The 18,151-nt window shown below is 74.5% G+C and carries 15 protein-coding genes; 11 read left to right on the forward strand and 4 right to left on the reverse strand.

Translation table 11 applies throughout. From position 1 onward, the window contains the following. The first annotated feature begins 294 nt into the window (after positions 1-294). The 4 genes from AB0953_RS11625 (at position 295) to AB0953_RS11640 (ending at position 4,429) form a co-directional block, all read left to right on the forward strand. On the forward strand, positions 295-2,247 hold the full coding sequence (locus AB0953_RS11625) for an amino acid transporter (protein ID WP_366859240.1): 1,953 nt from the start codon (positions 295-297) through the stop codon (positions 2,245-2,247). Between the two features lie 133 nt (positions 2,248-2,380). Beyond that, entirely contained in the window at positions 2,381-3,385 is a 1,005-nt protein-coding gene (gene dhaK, locus AB0953_RS11630; RefSeq protein WP_366859241.1) for a dihydroxyacetone kinase subunit DhaK, read from the forward strand. A 46-nt stretch (positions 3,386-3,431) separates the two neighbouring features. Then, entirely contained in the window at positions 3,432-4,028 is a 597-nt protein-coding gene (dhaL, locus tag AB0953_RS11635) for a dihydroxyacetone kinase subunit DhaL (RefSeq protein ID WP_366859242.1), read from the forward strand. Then, the gene (locus AB0953_RS11640) at positions 4,025-4,429 is read left to right on the forward strand and encodes a PTS fructose transporter subunit IIA (protein WP_366859243.1); all 405 of its coding nucleotides are present in this window, start codon (positions 4,025-4,027) and stop codon (positions 4,427-4,429) included. The genes dhaL and AB0953_RS11640 overlap by 4 nt, the downstream gene beginning before the upstream one ends. 274 nt (positions 4,430-4,703) lie before the next feature. On the opposite strand, the gene AB0953_RS11645 is transcribed toward AB0953_RS11640, so the two are convergent. Further along, positions 4,704-5,111, reverse strand: coding sequence for an RNA-binding S4 domain-containing protein (locus AB0953_RS11645; protein WP_366859244.1), 408 nt, complete (start codon positions 5,109-5,111; stop codon positions 4,704-4,706). A gap of 362 nt (positions 5,112-5,473) precedes the next feature. Between AB0953_RS11645 and modA the strand changes: the two genes are divergently transcribed. Together modA and AB0953_RS11655 are read left to right on the forward strand one after the other, a co-directional pair. After that, positions 5,474-6,307 carry a molybdate ABC transporter substrate-binding protein gene (gene modA, locus AB0953_RS11650; protein ID WP_366859245.1) on the forward strand — a complete coding sequence of 278 codons (834 nt, stop codon included), beginning with the start codon at positions 5,474-5,476 and terminating at the stop codon, positions 6,305-6,307. Between the two features lie 128 nt (positions 6,308-6,435). Further along, positions 6,436-8,406, forward strand: a complete 1,971-nt coding sequence (locus AB0953_RS11655) for an ABC transporter permease (protein ID WP_366859246.1) — start codon at positions 6,436-6,438, stop codon at positions 8,404-8,406. On the opposite strand, the gene AB0953_RS11660 is transcribed toward AB0953_RS11655, so the two are convergent. Further along, complete coding sequence (locus tag AB0953_RS11660; RefSeq protein ID WP_366859247.1) at positions 8,387-8,911, reverse strand: FBP domain-containing protein; 525 nt, start codon at positions 8,909-8,911, stop codon at positions 8,387-8,389. The genes AB0953_RS11655 and AB0953_RS11660 overlap by 20 nt on opposite strands. 193 nt (positions 8,912-9,104) lie before the next feature. Then, complete coding sequence (locus AB0953_RS11665) at positions 9,105-11,177, reverse strand: SpoIIE family protein phosphatase (protein ID WP_366859248.1); 2,073 nt, start codon at positions 11,175-11,177, stop codon at positions 9,105-9,107. Positions 11,178-11,401: 224 nt separating this feature from the next. Here AB0953_RS11665 and AB0953_RS11670 point away from each other — a divergent pair, with 224 nt between their 5' ends. The 5 genes from AB0953_RS11670 to AB0953_RS11690 all read left to right on the forward strand — a co-directional run bounded on the left by AB0953_RS11670 (position 11,402) and on the right by AB0953_RS11690 (position 16,807). Further along, a complete protein-coding gene (locus AB0953_RS11670) occupies positions 11,402-12,469 on the forward strand; it encodes a cation diffusion facilitator family transporter (protein WP_366859249.1) in 1,068 nt (355 codons plus the stop codon). A 72-nt stretch (positions 12,470-12,541) separates the two neighbouring features. Beyond that, positions 12,542-13,018 (forward strand): NUDIX domain-containing protein, encoded by a 477-nt coding sequence (locus AB0953_RS11675; protein WP_366859250.1) that lies wholly within the window; start codon positions 12,542-12,544, stop codon positions 13,016-13,018. A 48-nt stretch (positions 13,019-13,066) separates the two neighbouring features. Then, positions 13,067-14,323, forward strand: coding sequence for a Tm-1-like ATP-binding domain-containing protein (locus AB0953_RS11680; protein ID WP_366859251.1), 1,257 nt, complete (start codon positions 13,067-13,069; stop codon positions 14,321-14,323). Between the two features lie 133 nt (positions 14,324-14,456). After that, entirely contained in the window at positions 14,457-16,109 is a 1,653-nt protein-coding gene (locus tag AB0953_RS11685) for a serine/threonine-protein kinase (protein ID WP_366859252.1), read from the forward strand. Next, positions 16,106-16,807, forward strand: a complete 702-nt coding sequence (locus AB0953_RS11690) for a hypothetical protein (protein WP_366859253.1) — start codon at positions 16,106-16,108, stop codon at positions 16,805-16,807. The genes AB0953_RS11685 and AB0953_RS11690 overlap by 4 nt, the downstream gene beginning before the upstream one ends. A gap of 37 nt (positions 16,808-16,844) precedes the next feature. Here AB0953_RS11690 and AB0953_RS11695 read toward each other — a convergent pair whose 3' ends face one another. Then, a complete protein-coding gene (locus AB0953_RS11695) occupies positions 16,845-18,134 on the reverse strand; it encodes a bifunctional GNAT family N-acetyltransferase/ATP-binding protein (RefSeq protein ID WP_366859254.1) in 1,290 nt (429 codons plus the stop codon). Between the last annotated feature and the right edge of the window lie 17 nt (positions 18,135-18,151).

Raw genomic sequence — 18,151 nt, forward strand, 5'->3', positions numbered from 1 at the left:
GCGGTGTGGTGCACGACACCCGTCAAGGAAGCGCTAGGGGGGCGTCAAGGAAGCGTCAAGGCCGGGCCGCCGCAGCCCACCGGGAGCGGGCGTCGCTACGCCCCCGTGCACGGCATCAGCCCAGCTCGGAGCCCTTGTCGAGGTCGCTTCGGCGCGTGCGGCGCCGATCGGTCCGGCCGTTCCCGCCCCCGCCGGGCCGCCCGGGGGCGGGAACGGGTGGATGATCCGGTTCCGTACGCTTGCCCAGCCGTCGCACCGATGGCCGGATCCGAGCCGTACAGAGGAGTACCCCCGATGGCCACCCCCACCCGGACGACCCGCTTCAGGGCGTGGCTGCTGGAAGGGCTGACCGACCAGCACGCCAAGCAGCGCGCCGCGCACCGCCCGCAGGACCCGGAGCCGGTCGAGGACCACGGCCGGCCGTGGTGGCGGGTGATGTGCCTGACGGGCCTCGACTACTTCTCCACCCTCGGCTACCAGCCGGGCATCGCGGCGCTCGCTGCCGGGCTGCTCTCCCCGCTGGCGACGATCGTGCTGGTGGTGCTGACCCTGCTGGGGGCCCTGCCGGTCTACCGGCGGGTCGCCGAGGAGAGCCCGCACGGCGAGGGCTCGATCGCCATGCTGGAGCGGCTGCTGTCGTTCTGGAAGGGAAAGCTGTTCGTGCTGACCCTGCTCGGGTTCGCGGCGACCGACTTCCTGATCACCATCACCCTCTCCGCCGCGGACGCCACCGCCCACCTGGTGGAGAACCCGCACCTCACGGGCACGCTGCACGGGCACGAGGTGGTCATCACCCTGCTGCTCGTGGCCCTCTTGGGGGCGGTGTTCCTCAAGGGGTTCAGCGAGGCCATCGGCCTGGCCATGGTCCTGGTCGGCTCCTACCTCGCGCTCAACGTCGTCGTCATCGCCGTCGGCCTCTGGCAGGTGCTGTCCGAGCCGCACGTCATCGGCGACTGGACGCAGGCGCTGACCGCCGAGCACGGCAACCCGTTCATGATGATCGCCATCGCGCTCGTCGTCTTCCCCAAGCTGGCGCTGGGCCTGTCCGGCTTCGAGACCGGCGTGGCGGTCATGCCGCACGTCCAGGGCGACCGCGAGGACACCGAGGACAGGCCCGCAGGCCGGATCCGCGGCACCAAGAAGCTGCTGACCACCGCCGCCGTGATCATGAGCGTCTTCCTCATCACCAGCAGCTTCGTCACCACGCTGCTGATCCCGGCGGACGAGTTCCAGCCGGGCGGCGAGGCCAACGGCCGCGCCCTGGCCTATCTGGCCCACCAACATCTGGGCTCCGCCTTCGGCACCGTCTACGACATATCGACCATCCTGATCCTGTGGTTCGCCGGATCCTCCGCCATGGCCGGACTGCTGAACCTGATGCCGCGCTACCTGCCCCGGTACGGCATGGCTCCGCACTGGGCGCGGGCCCTGCGCCCCATGGTGATCGTCTTCACCCTGGTCGCGTTCCTGGTCACCTGGCTGTTCCACGCCGACGTGGACGCGCAGGGCGGCGCGTACGCCACCGGTGTCCTCGTCCTGATCACCTCGGCGGCCGTCGCCGTGACCATCGCCGCCCACCGGAGCGGCGAGCGCGGCTGGACCATCGGCTTCGGCGTCATCTCCGCGGTGTTCGTGTACACGACCGCCGTCAACGTCGTCGAACGCCCCGACGGTGTGAAGATCGGCGCCTGCTTCATCGCCGGCATCATGGCCCTGTCGCTCCTCTCGCGCCTGGCCCGCATCTTCGAACTGCGCGTCACCGACGTGGAACTCGACACCATGGCCCAGCGGTTCGTCCGCGACACCGCCAACCGCACCATCCGCTTCATCGCCAACGAGCCGGACAGCCGCGACGAGGCCGAGTACCGGGACAAGGTCGACCAGATACGGGCCGACAACGACATCCCTGCGGGCGACGACGTCCTGTTCGTCGAGGTCACCGTGCTCGACCCGTCCGAGTTCGAGTCGAATCTGCGGGTGCGCGGCGAGGTGCTGCACGGCCGCTACCGCGTGCTGACCCTCGAGAGCTCCACGGTGCCGAACGCCCTCGCCGCGCTGCTGCTGCACGTGCGGGACGAGACCGGGCAGCGTCCGCACATCTACTTCGAGTGGACCGAGGGCAACCCGCTCACGAACTTCCTGCGGTTCTTCCTCTTCGGCCAGGGCGAGGTCGCACCCGTCACCCGCGAGGTGCTGCGGGAGGCCGAGCCGGACCGCAGCCGCCGCCCGCACGTCCACGCGGGCTGAGCCCGCGCGGGGCGCTCCGGCTCCGGGGTCACCTTGCGTGGCGGTTACGTGACGGTGCGCGGCGCGGCGCATAGGCTCGCTTCCGGTCGCCGACGGGCATACGCACCCGCCGCCCTCACCCCGGGAGATGCACATGAGGATGCTGATCAACAGTGCCGAGACCGTCGTCGCCGACGCCCTGCGCGGAATGGCTGCGGCCCATCCCGAGCTGGAGGTCGACGTCGACAAGCGGGTCGTCGTACGGCGCGACGCGCGCGAGGGCGGCCGCGTCGGCCTGGTCTCGGGCGGCGGCTCCGGGCACGAGCCCCTGCACGCGGGGTTCGTCGGCCTCGGCATGCTGTCGGCCGCGTGTCCCGGCGAGGTGTTCACCTCCCCGGTGCCCGACCAGATGCTGCGGGCCGCGAAGGCCGTGGACAGCGGCCAGGGCGTCCTGTTCGTGGTGAAGAACTACACCGGCGACGTGCTGAACTTCGAGATGGCCGCCGAGCTCGCCGAGGACGAGGGCGTGCGCATCGAGCAGGTGCTGGTCAACGACGACGTCGCCGTCATGGACAGCCTGTACACGGCGGGACGCCGCGGCACCGGCGCCACCCTTTTCGTGGAGAAGATCGCCGGGGCGGCCGCCGAGGAGGGCGCCCCGCTGGAGCGGGTCGCGGCGCTCGCCCGCCGCGTCAACGAGTCCTCGCGCAGCTTCGGCGTGGCGCTGAGCGCGTGCACGACGCCGGCGAAGGGCAGCCCGACCTTCGAGCTCCCGGACGGCGAGCTGGAGTTGGGCATCGGCATCCACGGCGAGCCGGGCCGCGAGCGGCGGCCGATGATGCCGGCGCGGGAGATCGCGCAGACCGCGGTGGCCGCCGTCATGGAGGAGGTGGCGAAGGTGGGGCCCGCCGACGCCCCGGTGCTCCTCCTCGTCAACGGCATGGGGGCGACCCCGCTGCTGGAGCTGTACGGCTTCCATGCGGAGGTGGCCGCCGCGCTGGGCGCGCGGAACGTTCAGGTGGCGCGCTCGCTGGTGGGGAACTACGTCACCTCGCTGGACATGGCGGGCTGTTCGGTGACGGTGTGCCGCGCGGACGAGGAGCTGGTGCGGCTGTGGGACGCGCCGGTGCGGACCGCGGCGCTGCGCTGGGGATGCTGAGGGGACGGGGTGCGGCAGCGGGACGAGCGGGGCGAGGAGATCCGGGATGCGTGACGCAGACTTCTTCCGGCGCTGGATGGCCGCGGCGACGGCCGCCGTGGAGCGCGAGGCCGACCGGCTGACCGAGCTCGACTCCCCCATCGGGGACGCCGACCACGGCAGCAACCTGTTGCGCGGCTTCACGGCGGTGCAGGCCGCCCTGGAGGGCGAGCCGCCCGGCACGCCGGGGGCGGTGCTCCAACTGGCGGGCCGGACGCTGATCTCCACGGTCGGCGGGGCGTCGGGCCCGCTGTACGGGACGCTGCTGCGGCGGACCGGCAAGGAGCTCGGTGACGCCGCCGAGGTGTCCGACGAGGCGCTGCGGGAGGCACTGTCCGCGGGCGTCGGGGCGGTCGCGCAGCTGGGCGGGGCGGCGCCGGGCGACAAGACGATGCTGGACGCGCTGGTCCCGGGGCTGGAGGGGCTGTCCACCTCGTACCGGGCGGCGGCGGACGCGGCGGAGAGCGGCGCGCTGGCGACGGTGCCGATACTGGCCCGCAAGGGCCGGGCCAGCTACCTCGGGGAGCGCAGCATCGGCCACCAGGATCCGGGGGCGACCTCGTCCGCGCTGCTCCTGGCGGCGCTGGCGGAGGTGGCGGGATGACCGGGCAGGAGGTCGGGATCGTGCTGGTGTCGCACAGCGCGCGGGTGGCGGAGTCGGTGGCGGAGCTGGCGAAGGGCCTGGCCGCGGGCGGGGCGGTCGCTCCGGTCGCCGCGGCGGGCGGCACCGAGGACGGCTCGCTGGGCACGAGCGCGGAGCTGATCGCGGCGGCCGTGCGGCAGGTCGACCGGGGGGCCGGAGTCGCGCTGATCGCGGACCTGGGCAGCGCGGTGCTGACGGTGAAGTCGCTGCTGGCCGACGAGGAACTGCCGCCGGGGGCCCGGCTGGTGGACGCCCCGTTCCTGGAAGGCGCGGTGTCGGCGGTGGTGGCGGCCTCGACGGGAGCCGATCTGGACGCGGTGGCCGCAGCAGCCGAGGAGGCGTACGGCTACCGCAAGACCTGACCGCCCCCGTCCCGTTCCCCCTCGGCGAGGTGCCGCAGCACCGAGCAGCGACATCGCCGAGGGCGGGACCGACCGGGGGCCGGCCGCTCCTTCAGGGTCCCGAGCTCGCCGTCCGGGCTGTCCTCGTTGCTGCGGGGGGTCGTCGTCCGGGTCGGCCCCCATGTCGGGGTGGACGGTCGCCCGGGTCCAGCGCGCAGGCAATCGCTCATGCGCTGCACGGTGGACCGCGGCGCGCCGGTTTCGCCACCGGTTTCGGCCTCGCGCCGCGCGGCCGTCAGCGGCCGCGCAGGGTGTTGAGTTCCCGGCGGTCCCGCTTCGTCGGACGGCCCGCTCCGCGGTCGCGGATGCCGACGGCCGCAGCCTCCACGGCGGTCGGCGGCGGCGGGCTGTTGTCGACGAAGCACTCGGCGGCCACAGGCGCCCCCACCCGCTTCGTCACCGGTCGCTTGACCACCACGATGCGCTCGCGCCCCGCGTGGAACAGCCGCACCTCGTCTCCCGCCTTCACCGACTGGGCCGGCTTCGCGCGCTCCCCGTTGACCTTCACGTGGCCCGCCCGACAGGCGGTCGCCGCGATCGAGCGGGTCTTGGTCAGCCGGACCGACCAGATCCAGGCGTCCACCCGCGCGCTTCCCGTCTCCGTGCCCGCGCCCGCACCCTTGCCCGTTGCGTCATCAGCCATGGCTCCGACTCTAGCGATCCGGGCGCCCCGAAGCGGAACGCATTTTGGCGGAATCTCCCAGCCCCATCGCATGTGCCATGTGTATCTACCCAAGAGAATTGCACATGCCCGCCACATGGCCCTACCGTGTCGCATATGCAGCCCAATAGCACCGGGCAGGCGGCGGGTCTGCCGGGCGCCGGTCCGGACACCGCCCGCACCTGACCGGCCGGCCCTCCCGGATCGGGGACCGGTCCCCTCCGGACCACCGCCCCCTCCTGCCGCTCGTCCCCCTTTGCCCGCTCCGCCGTCACCGGCGCGGGTCGCCACCCCGCGCAGCCGGCCCGCGTCCGGCAGCCGACCCGACCGAGGAGCACCTGCTCATGTCCTTCACCTCCCTCCCCGGGCACCGCCGCACCGCCGCGGCCGCTGCGCTGGCCGCCGCCCTGCTCGTGCCCGCGCTGTCCGCCTGCGGCAGCGGCAGCGGCGAGAAGGAGGCCGCCGGCAGCACCGGATCGGGCGCCTCTTCCTCCGCCTCGGCGCAGCCCAAGGCCGCGAACCTCACCGTGCTCGCCGCCTCCTCCCTCACCGACGTCTTCAAGACCGCCGGCGCCGCGTACGAGAAGGCCCACCCGGGTACGAAGGTCACCTTCTCCTTCGCCGGCTCGCAGGAGCTCGCCGCCCAGGTGAAGCAGGGCGCCCCGGCGGACGCCCTGGTCACCGCCGACACCAAGACGATGGACGGCCTGAAGGCCGAGACGAACGAGCCGGCGGTCATCGCCAGGAACCGCCTCGTCATCGCCACCGGCAAGGGCAACCCGTTCAAGATCGCCGGTCTCAAGGACCTCGCCGACACCAAGATCAAGGTCGTGCTCGCCGCGCCCGAGGTCCCCGTGGGCCGTTACGGCAAGCAGATCCTCGACGCCCAGAAGGTCGAGGTGAAGCCGGTGTCCCAGGAGCCCAACGTCCGTGCCGTCCTCAGCAAGGTCGAGCTCGGCGAGGCCGACGCCGGCCTCGTCTACAAGACCGACTCCGCCAAGTCCGCCGACAAGGTCGACACCGTGGAGATCCCGGACGACCAGAACGCCGTGGCCGCCTACCCGGCCGCCACGATCAAGCAGTCCGAGAACGCCGAGGCCGCGGCCGCGTTCGTGGCCTGGCTGAGCAGCCCGGAGGCGCAGAAGATCCTCCAGGACGCGGGCTTCCAGAAGGCGTGACCGGCTCCTGCCGGGGCCGCTTCGGCCCGGCAGGAGCGAGAGGGGCTGCCTGGTCCGGGGGGACAGGCAGCCCTCTCGGCACGTCGTCGGTGACCACCCCGTCCCCGTACCCTTCGGCCAGGAATCCCATGAGCAGACACCGCACCCCCACCCGGCCCCCCGTGACCCTGGCGCTGCCCGCGCTGCTCGCCGTCGCGTTCCTGCTGCTGCCCCTGGTCGGCATCCTCACCCGCACCCCGTGGGGCGACCTCGGCACCCACCTGACCAGCCCCGGCACCGTCGAGGCGCTGCGGCTCTCGCTGCTGGTGTCGGCGTGGGCGCTGGGCCTCTCGCTGCTGCTCGGCGTGCCGCTCGCCTGGCTGCTGGCCCGCGTCGAGTTCAAGGGCAAGGCGTTCGTCCGCTCGCTGGTGCTGCTGCCGATGGTGCTGCCGCCCACGGTCGGCGGTGTGGCGCTGCTGCTGGGCTTCGGCCGGCGCGGGCTGCTCGGGCCCTGGCTGGAGGACGCCTTCGGCATCACCCTCCCCTTCCACACCTCGGGCGCCGTCCTCGCGGCGACCTTCGTCGCCATGCCGTTCCTCGTCATCAGCCTCGAGGGCGCCCTGGGCGGCCTGAAGCAGAGCTACGAGGAGACCGCCGCCTCGCTCGGTGCCCCGCCCGTCCGCGTGTTCTTCACCGTGACCCTGCCCATGGTGGCCCCCGGCCTCGTGGCCGGGGCCGCGCTCACCTGGGCGCGTGCGCTCGGGGAGTTCGGGGCGACGATCACGTTCGCCGGGAACCTGCCCGGCACCACGCAGACCCTGCCGCTCCAGGTCTACCTGCTGCTCCAGGACCGGCCGGAGGCCGCCACCTCGGTGTCCCTGCTGCTCCTCGCGATCGCCATGGCCGTACTGATCGCCCTGCGCGGCCGCTGGACCGGCACCCCCGCCGCCGGCAGGCCCGCCGGCGCCCCGCCCGCCGCCGCGCACTCCGAACAGCCGGCCGAAACCGGGCGCGGCACCGCTGCCGGCCCCGCCGTCGACGGCGTCACCGCCGGGGACGGCGACTCCGCCGGGGACGGCGCCGGACGGTGGCCGCTGCACGCCACTGTCACCGGCTTCACCGAGCTCACCCTCGACGCCGCCCCCGGCACGACCATCGCCGTGGTCGGTGAGAACGGCGCGGGCAAGACCACGCTGCTGCGCGCCCTGCTCGGCCTGACCCCGCGCGCCCGGGCCGAGCTCCGGCTCGGCGACACCGACGTCACGGCGCTGCCCCCGCACCGGCGGCAGGTGGCCTGGGTCCCGCAGGACGGGGCGCTGTTCCCGCACCTCAGCGCGCTCGCCAACACCGCGTACGGGCTCCGCGCCCGGGGGGCGCCCCGGGCCGAGGCGCGTCGTGAGGCCCAGCTGTGGCTGGACCGGCTCGGCGTCGGCCACCTCGCGGCCCGCCGCCCCGCCCAGCTGTCGGGCGGCCAGGCCCAGCGGGTGGCACTGGCCCGGGCTCTCGCCGCGCGGCCGCGGCTGCTGCTGCTCGACGAACCGCTGGCCGCGCTCGACCAGGCGACCCGGGCCCGTGTGCGGCACACGCTGCGCACGCACCTGGCGGGGTTCGGCGGGGTCTGCCTGATCGTCACGCACGATCCGGTCGAGGCAGTGTCGCTGGCCGACCGCGTGCTCGTGCTCGCCGACGGGCGCACCCTGCAGGACGCCCCGCCGGCCGAGGTGACCCGGCACCCGCGGTCTCCGTGGGTGGCGCGGATGCTGGGCCGCAACGCCTGGCCGGGCACCACGTCGGCCGACGGGCTGGTGCTGCCGACCGGGGTCCGGCTGGTGGTGGCCGAGGCGCTTCCCGAAGGGGATGCGGCGCTCGCGATCATCGGCCCCGAGGCGGTGTCGGTGCACCGCGAGCGGCCCGCCGGCAGCCCGCGCAACGTCTGGCCCGGGACCGTGCGGGAGATCACCGCGGTCGGCAGCCGGCTGCGCGTGCTGGTCGCCCCGGCCGACGCGCCCGACCTGGTCGCGGAGATCACCCCCGAGGCCGCCGCCGAACTGGGCCTGGCCGACGGCTCGAAGGTGTGGACGAGCGTGAAGGCGACCGAGGTCAGTCTCGTCCGGCTGTGAGTCCGGCCGTGACCTTGGCGGTGAGGGCGTCGAGGTTGCCCAGGGTGCGCTCGACCCGCTCCTGCAGGGTGAGCGTCTCCTCGTACGCGCGGCCGCGCAGCTTCGGCTGCCGCTTGCCCCGCAGGTACAGGGAGCAGGCGAGGTCGGCGCAGACGTAGAACCCGACGGTGTTGCCCTCCCGGCCGCGGGCGCCCGCGAGCGGGGCGACGAGCAGGGAGACGCCGGAGGCGGCGTGGCCGGTCAGGCATATCTGACAGACGCTGGACTTCAGCGCGCTGGTGCGGTTGGTTCCCGGCACGCGCAGGCTGATGCCGACGGGTGCGCCGTCGGCGCCGGGCCGCACGAGGTGGGCGCGCAGCGGGGCGCCCGGGTCGACCCAGCCGAGGAAGTCGAGGTCCTCCCAGGGGAGTTCGTCGAAGTTCTGCGGGAGCTTCAGCCGGGCCGCCTCGCCCTTGGTGCAGTTCACGAAGGACGAACGGATCTGCTTCTCGGTCAGTGGTTCCATGAAAGCCAACGCTACGGGGCAGTAGCGCCCGAGTTCATCCGCTTTTCTCCTGGCTCCGCTGCGGCACGATCCAGCCCGCGCGGCGTTTGAGCGCACCGGGCGCGCAGCGCCCGGAACCGGGTCCGGGGCGGAGCCCGGACCCGGGAAGGGGCGGGGTGGGGGAACGGCTCCGCGCAGCGGAACAGCGGCAGCGTTACGGCGGGGACGGCAGCGCGAACTCGCACCAGACCGACTTGCCCCCGCCCCGGGGTTCCACGCCCCACTCGGCGGCCAGGCGGTCCACCAGCAGCAGCCCCCGTCCCGACACCGCCCAGTCGCCCGCCTCCCGCCGCCGCGGCAGCGCGCTGCTGGTGTCCTCGACATCGACCCGGATCCGGCCGGCGGCGGTCAGCCGGACGTTGACGTGGCCGCCGCCGTCCGTGTGCACCAGTACGTTCGCCATCAGCTCGTCCGCGGCCAGTTCGACCGCATCGGCCAGCTCCTGCGCCCCCCATGCGGCCACGGCGGCCCGGATCAGGTGGCGGGCCATCGCCGGCCCCTCGGGGTCGCCGGGGGTGAGCCGCAGCCGCAGCGGCCCGCCGCCGCGCGGGCCGGGGGTGCCGCGGCGGCGCAGCAGGAGCAGGGCCATGTCGTCCCCGCCGCCCGCGTCGCCGATCAGGTCGCACAGGGCGTCGGCCAGTTCCTCCACGTCGGCCGGCCCGCTGCTGACGGCGTCCATCAGCTCCCGCATGCCCGCGTCGGGGTCCTCGGCGTACGGCCGCGCGAGCAGCCCGTCGGTGCAGAGGACCAGCGTGTCCCCGGGGTGGAGTTCGAGGCTGGTGACGGGGTATCCGGAGCCCGACCGGCCCGCCGGCGCCGTCTCGCGCGGCGCCAGCCCGAGCGGGAGCCCTCCGGCGACCTGGACGGGGTGGGCGGTGCCGTCGCCGCGCCGCACCACCGGGTCGTGGTGGCCGGCCCGTACCAGCCTGAGCAGGCCGGTGCCGAGGTCGAGCTCGGCGTACGTGCAGGTGGCGAGCCGGTCGGTGGCCAGGTCGCGCAGGAAGGCGGAGGCCCGGGCCATCGCCGTGTCCGGGGTGTGGCCCTCGGACACGTAGGCCCGCAGCACGATCCGCAGTTGGCCCATGATCGCGGCCGCGTCGGTGTCGTGGCCCTCCACGTCTCCGACCATCACCCCGATCCGGCCGTCGCCGAGGGGGACGACGTCGTACCAGTCGCCGCCGATCTCCCGCCCCATGCGGGCGGCCCGGTACCGTACGGCGATCCGGCTGCCCGGCACCTGCGGGATCCGGCGCGGCAGCATGGCCCGCTGGAGGCCTTCGGCGAGGTCGTGCTCCTGCTCGAAGAGCATGGCCCGCTGCAGGCTCTGGGCGATGCCGCTGCCGAGGGCGACGAGGACGTTGCGCTCCTCGGCGGTGAAGTCGCCGTCGCGCCGGTACAGCAGCCCGAGCGCGCCGATGGCCCGCCCCTGGGCGATCAGCGGCAGGTAGACCCCGCTGCGCACGGCCAGCGGCTCGATGTACGGCCACAGCTCCGGGTAGCGGTGCTGGAACTCCTCTCGGGAGGCGAGGAAGACGGGCTGGAGGCTCCGCACGGCCTCGCTCATCGGGAACCGGGCGTCGATGCGGGTGTACTCGATCTCGGGGACGTACGAGCCGAGCTGCCCCTCGGCGACGAGGTGGATCCGGCCCCCGTCGACGATGCCGAGCATGACGCTGACCGCGCCGAGGTGGCTGAGGGCCTCGGGGTCCTTCAGGACGTCGGTGACGTCGTTGACGGTGCGGGCGTGGGCCAGGATCGCGGTGGTCCGCTCGACGACGCCGGTCATGCGGCGCCGCCCCTCGGCCCGCTCCCCGCCCGCGCCGGGCTCGCCGGGGTCGTGGGCGGCGTCGCGCAGGATTCCGATGACCCGGTAGGGCCGGCCGTCGGCGTCGCGCAGGATGTGGCCCTGGATGTGGGTCCAGGCCGGGGACCCGTCGCGCCGGCGGCTGCGGACGTACGCCCCGTAGTGGCTGCGCCCGTCCTTGAGGGCCTGGGCCACGCGGGCGTCGAGCCGGGCCGCCTCGGACGGTCCCATGCGGCTGCGCAGGCCGGCGGGGGTGCCGCTGAACTCCTCGGGATCCAGGTCGAGGACCTCCAGGGCGGTGGAGTCCAGGTGCATGCGCCCGCTGTCGAGGTCCCAGTCGAAGGTGCCCATGTGGTTGAGCGCGAGGCTCATGTCCGGCTGCGCGGGCCACCGGACCTCGGGGCTCGCTCGCCTTTCGGCCATGCAGCCAGGGTCTCACCGATCGCTGCCCCGCGCGGGCCGCGCGGCCCGCCCGCTCGGCGTCGACCGCCCGCCGGCCCGTCGGGCCGCCGGCTCGGCCGTCCCGGCATCACCGCAGGTCAGGGCCGTCTTATGGGGAATGACAACGGTCCCCGTTGCAGCCTTTGCCCATTGCTTCGCAGTGCGCTTCACTTCACGCGTCGGAACCGAACGGACGGGGGAACGGGATGAGCGTGCACCACCACACGCAGGACGAGGACGGCCACCGCGGCGCGGGCCGCGGCCACGCCGGAGACGGCCACGGACATGACCACGGCCACGGCCACGGCCACGGCGGGCACGGCCACGGGGTGGCCGCGGACGCCGACCGGCGGTGGCTGGCCATCGCGCTCGGCCTGATCGGCGCGTTCATGGCCGGGGAGGTGGCCATCGGCATCATCGCCCGGTCGCTGGCCCTGATCTCCGACGCCGCGCACATGCTCACCGACGCGGTCTCGATCGTCCTCGCCCTCGTCGCGATGCGGCTCGCGGCCCGCCCTGCGCGCGGCGGGTTCACGTACGGGCTCAAGCGCGCGGAGATCCTGTCCGCCCAGGCCAACGGGCTGACCCTGCTGCTGCTGGCGGTCTGGCTGGCGTACGAGGCGGTGCGGCGGCTGCTCGACCCGCCGCCGGTGGCGGGCGGTCTGGTGCTGGTCACGGCGCTCGCCGGCATCGCGGTGAACGTCGCGGCGGCCTGGTGCATCTCGCGGGCGAACCGCTCCTCGCTCGCCGTGGAGGGCGCCTACCAGCACATCCTGAACGACCTGTTCGCCTTCATCGGCACCGCCGTCGCCGGCCTGGTCGTCCTGACGACCGGCTTCGTGCAGGCCGACGCGATCGCCACGCTCGTGGTGGTGGCGCTGATGGTGAAGGCCGGCTACGGGCTGGTCCGCGACTCCGGCCGGATCTTCCTGGAGGCCGCCCCTGCGCACGTGGACCCGGATGCGGTCGGGGACCGGCTGGTCGGGCACCGGCTCGTCACCGAGGTGCACGACCTGCACATCTGGACCATCACCTCCGGCCAGGCGGCGCTGTCGGCGCACGTGCTCCTCGAGCCGGCCGGCGACTGCCACGCGGTGCGCCGGGAGCTGGAGCGGCTGCTGGCGCAGGAGTACGGGATCAGCCACACCACCCTCCAGGTGGACCACGTGCAGGAGGCGCTGCTGGCGGTGGGCCGCCCCGGCGAGGACGCGGCCGACCCGCACTGCGCGGACGCGCACGGCCCCGTGCACCGGCAGGGCCCGCACGACCACTGAGGGCGGCGCGCCGCCGGTCGCCGCACGGCCGCCGAGCGGTGGCGGGCCCGTCCGGCGGGCATACATCCGCCCATGACCGACAAACGAAGTGCCGGGCTGCTCCTCTTCCGCGACGCCGCCCCCGGCGGTACGGGCATCGAGGTGCTCCTCGGCCACATGGGCGGCCCGTACTGGGAGCGCCGCGACGACGGGGCGTGGTCCATCCCCAAGGGCGAGTACACGCCGGACGAGGAGCCGCTGGACGCGGCGCGGCGGGAGTTCACCGAGGAGATCGGCCTCCCGCCGCCCGAGGGGCCGTACCTCCCACTGGGCGAGGTGCGGATCCCGGGCGGGAAGCTGGTGACGGTCTGGGCCGTGCGGGCGGAGCTGGATCCGGCGCTGATGGTGCCCGGGACCTTCATGATGGAGTGGCCGCCGCGCTCGGGACGGACGGCGGAGTTCCCCGAATTGGACCGGGTCGCCTGGTTCGCTCCGGAGGTGGCCGAAACGAAGCTGGTGCGCTCTCAAGTCGCATTTCTCGAGCGGCTGTTGGGGTTGCCGCAGGGTTGACTCGACCTTGACTTGCCAACAAACGCCACCCGCGTGGACATTGCACGTATGACGAACGTCGTGCTGGTGGGAACCCTGGACACCAAGGGTGTCGAGTACGGCTGGCTGCGCGAGGGGCTGCTGCGCACCGGCGTCGAAGTGATCATGGTCGACACGGGCATCATGGGCGAACCACGGGTGCCCGCCGACATGCCCCGCGAGGCGGTGGCCCGGGCGGCGGGAGCGGAACTGTCGGAACTGCGGGCGGGCGCCGACCGGGGTGCGGCCGTCACCACGATGGCGCGCGGCGCCGAGGCGGTCCTGCTGCGCCTGCACGCCGAGGGCCGGCTGCACGCGGTGCTCGCCATCGGCGGCAGCGGCGGGACCTCCATCGCCAGCCGGGCGATGCGCGCGCTGCCGCTGGGCGTGCCGAAGCTGATGGTCTCCTCCATGGCCTCCGGGGACGTGGCCCCGTACGTCGGATCGGCGGACATCACGATGATGTACAGCGTCGTGGACATCGCGGGCATCAACAGCGTCTCCTCCCCGATCCTCGCCAACGCCGTGGCCGCCGCGGCCGGCATGGCCAAGGCGTACGAGCGGGCCGGCCTGGAGGTGCTGCGCCCCGCCCGGCTGGGCAGCGGGTCGCGGCCGCTCGTCGCGGCGAGCATGGCGGGCGTGACCACGCTCGGCGTCGATGCGGCGCGGGAGCGGCTGACCGAACTGGGCTACGAGGTCCTCGTCTTCCACGTCAGCGGCACCGGCGGCCGGACGCTGGAGAAACTGGCCGGCCAGGGCGTCTTCGCGGGCGTGCTCGACCTCACCCTCAGCGAGCTCGCCGACGACCTGTGCGGCGGCATCCTCAGCGCCGGTCCCGACCGGCTCAGCGCGGCCGGCCGCGCCGGCGTCCCGCAGGTGGTGAGCCTGGGCGCACTGGACATGGTGAAGTTCGGGCCGCTGGACTCCCTCCCCGAACGGGTGCGCTACCGGCGCGTCCGCGTCCACAACCCGTCCATCACGGTGATCCGCACCACCGAGGCCGAGTGCGCGGAGCTCGGCCGCCGGGTCGCCGCCAAGCTCCGCTCGGCGACGGGCCCCACCGAGGTGTGCCTGCCGCTGCGCGGGCTGTCCACGCTGGGCGCGCCGGGCGGCCCGTACCACGACCCGGCCGCGGACCGGGCCCTGTTCGCGGCGCTGCGCGAGGGGCTGCGGGGCAGTTCCGCGGTCCTGCGGGACTACGACACCCACATCAACGACCCCGCGTTCGGGCGGGCGGCCGCGGACCGGCTGCACGCGATGATCGGCGCGGAGCGCGCCGCGGCCTGACACGTGACGCCCGAGGGGCGAGACGCGCCGCAGGGTTGGGAACCGGCCGTGGCGGAAACCGTGTCCTGGGGGGTGGCCGGCCGGATGGCGACCGGCCCTTCGGGAACGGCGGCGCCACGGACGGGGGCGGACGATGACGAACGGGTGGACGGTGCCCGGCTACACGCATGCCCGGGACCTCGGCTCCGGGGCGAGCGGCCGGGTGGTCCTCGCCGTCCATGACGCGACCGGCACGCCCGTGGCGGTGAAGTACCTCGCCGACCGGCTGCGCGAGGACCCCGCGTTCGTCGGGGAGTTCCGGGCGGAGGCCCGGCTGCTGGGCGGCCTGGACACGCCGTACGTGGTCCGCCTGTACGAATACTGCGAGTTCACGGAGGCGCCCGGCGGCGCCGCCATCGTGATGGAACTGGTCGACGGCATCTCCCTGCGCGCCCTGTTGAAGCAGTCCGGGCCGGCCGGCCCCGAGGCTTCCCTGGTCCTGCTGAAGGGCTCGCTGCTGGGGCTGGCCGCGGCGCACCGGCAGGGCGTCGTCCACCGCGACTACAAGCCGGAGAACGTGCTGGTCGCGGCCGACGGCACGTCGAAGCTGGTGGACTTCGGGATCGCGACGCGCCGCGGCAGCACGCCCGGCGTGGCCGGCACCCCCGCGTACATGGCGCCCGAGCAGTGGCAGGGCCGGCCCGCCTCGCCCGCCGCCGACGTGTACGCGGCGACCGCGACGTTCTTCGAGTGCCTGACCGGCCGGAAGCCCTTCCCGGGGCAGAGCCTGGGGGAGCTCGCGGTGCAGCACGTCGAGGCTCCGGTTCCGGCGGCCGAGGTCCCGGAGCCGGTCCGCCCGCTGATCCGGCGGGGCCTGGCCAAGGCTCCGGAGCAGCGCCCGGAGAACGCAGAGGCCTTCGTCGCCGAGCTGGAGCAGGTGGCGCTGGCGGCGTACGGGCCGGAGTGGGAGGAGCGCGGGCAGCGCAAGCTGGCGGCGCTCGCCGCACTGCTGCCGCTGCTGTTCCCCTCGGCGGGTGCACCGGCGGAGGGGACCACGGCGGTGGCGACGACCTCGCTGGGGCGCGGTTCGGGCTGGGCGCCGGGGCGGCGCGGCCTGTACGCGGCCGGCGCGGCGCTGGTCCTGGGGGTGGTGGCGGGGCTCACCACCAGCGCGATGGGCGGGGAGCCGGGCGGGGCCCGGGCGGTGAACACCTTCGCGACGTCGAGCCCCGGGCCGTCCGCTTCGACGGGAGCGTCGGGCTCGCCGCTGCCGGGGCCGAGCGGGTCGGCCTCCCCGAGCGCGTCGGCCTCGCCCGGCGGGTCCCCGTCGGCGTCCGCGTCGCCGTCCGGCTCCGCGTCGGCCTCGCCGTCCGGCGGGGTGTGGCCGTCGCTGTCGCCGAGCCCGGGGCACACGGTGTCCTGGCCGCCGGCCACTCCTTCGGCCACGGCAAAACCGCCGACCTCCTCGCCGCCCGCCCCGTCCCCGAGGACGACCGTGTACGCGGTCGGGGTGAACCTGACGCAGACCGCCCCCGGCACCGGGCAGGCGAGCGTGGGCATCAAGGCCTCGGGCAGCGGCACGGTGAAGGTCACGGTGCAGTGGTTCACCGGCAACGACGGCAACCCGTTCGCGGCGCCGGACGGCTCTGCCGTCTACGAGTACAAGCCGGGCGCGGCCTTCGGCCCGCTGACGCATACGTTCAAGGGCACGGGCTGCTACTGGGCCGTGCGGATCACGACGGTGCCGGCGGCGGCCGAGGGGCCGGCCACCGACACCCTGCTCGACAGGAGGTGCGTTCCGGGATGAGCGAGGACGACGAGTACAGCGCGACCGTGCTCGGCAGCCACTGGATCAGCCGCCCGGCGGAGGCGGAGGCGGCGCAGACCGGTCCGACGCAGGCCCTGCCCGCGCAGGCCGACCGGACGCAACCCCTGCCCGCGCAAGCCGAACGGACGCTGCCCCTCCCGGCGCAGGACGGGCCGGCGCAGGCGCAGGCCCAGGAGGCCGTGGCGGACCGGATCGAGGGGTCGGTCATGCGGTTCGGGCCCGGGGTGACGGCGACCGTGCCGGCCCCGTTCCCCGTGGTCCTGGCCCCGCCGGCGCGGCGGCGGGGCGGGTGGCGCCGCTACGCCCTCGCCGGTGCGGTGCTGCTCGCCGTGCTGGCGTACCTGGCGTGGCAGCGGTTCGGGCCGGGCATCGAGGTGCGGGAGGTGACGGCCACGGCCGGCGCACAGGACGCCGGCTGCGATACGACCGCCGATGTGGTGGCCGTCGTACGGACCAACGGGCGCCCGGGGACGCTGGCGTACCGGTGGATCCGCAGCGACGGCACCCGCTCGGAGCAGCTCACGGAGCGCGTGCCGCGCGGCCGGGAGGAGGCCCGGCTGCACCTGCTGTGGACCTTCCGGGGACAGGGGGTCTACGCGGCCACGGCCCAGATCGAGCTCGTCTCCCCCGAACACCGCACCGCCACGGCAGGGTTCACCTACCGCTGCGCGAGCTGAGCGGGGGCCGGCCCCGGACACGGCAGCGCCGCGCCCGTCAGAAGCGGGCGTGGGCGGTGATGTCCGCCTCGAACTCGCCCGTCATGGCGGGGGTGACCGTCGGCCGGCACTGGAGGACCGCCGCCAGGTAGTCCTCGGTGGTGGCGCCGAGCCGGTCCGGCGCCGCGCCGCGGGCGCCCACCGACTCCAGGTCCCGTTCGAAGGACACCTGGGCGGCGATCCGCGCCGCGTGCTCGATGTCGGCCGGGGTGAACAGCTCGCTCGCCTCCACCAGGGCCGCCACGTCGACGTCCGCGCGGCCCGCCGTGTAGCGCGACCAGATCGCGGCGCGGGCGCCGGAATCCGGCGTGCCGATCGGGATCAGGTAGTCGAAGCGGCCGGGCCGCAGGAAGGCCGGGTCCAGGGAGCGGATGGAGTTGGTGGCGCAGACCAGCAGCCGCTCGCCGCCCTCGCGGAATCCGGGGATCAGCTTGAGCAGCTCGTTCGTCACCCCGTGGATGCCGCCGGGCTGCGCGGGCTCGGTGCGCACGGGCGCGATCTCCTCGACCTCGTCGATGAAGACGAGCACCCGTTCCAGCTCGGCGATCCGGGCGAACGCGTCGCGCAGCGCGGCCGCCAGGTTGCCCTCGTCGGCGAGGCGGGAGGGCAGCAGCTCCACGAAGGGCCAGCCGAGCCGGGAGGCGATGGCGCGGGCGAAGGTGGTCTTGCCGGTGCCGGGCGGGCCGAACAGGGTGATGGCGCGCGGCGGCTGCACGCCGTGGGCGGCGGCCCGTTCGGGCTCGGCGAGCGGCAGCACCACGCGCCGTTCGATGAGGTCCTTCTCCTGCTCCATGCCGGCGACCTTCTCCCACAGGTCGCTCGGCAGGAAGCGGCCGCCGAGGTCGTCGAGGAGGCCGGCGGCGGGCCCGTGCAGCGGCTCGCTCTTCTCGAAGTAGGCGACGGCCGGCTGCCGGGTGTAGCCGGCGTTGAGAAGTCCCTCGCCGAGCAGGTCCTCCTCGGGCAGGACGTACGCGATCCGGCCGACGCGGGCGGCGATGAGCCGCCGCTCCAGCTCGACCAGCAGCGCGCTGGCCAGGCCCCGGCCGCGCCAGCCGGCGGCGATCGCGATCCGCATCACCCAGGCGCGCTCGCCGGTGACGCAGGCGAGGGCCGCGCCGATCGGGACGCCCTGGTGGACGGCGACCACGCAGGGCTGCCGGTCGGTCAGGGCGCTGATGCACTCGGCCAGCGAGAAGACGGATTCCTGGCCGAGCTCGGCCGTGGTGTCGATCAGATGGACGACTGCGGCGAGATCGCTCTCGCGGTAGTCGTGAATGAGCCAGTTCACCCGGTACCGCCCCTCGT

It is taken from the genome of Streptomyces sp. NPDC046866 (genome assembly GCF_040704625.1).
In the GTDB taxonomy this organism is placed as follows: domain Bacteria; phylum Actinomycetota; class Actinomycetes; order Streptomycetales; family Streptomycetaceae; genus Streptomyces.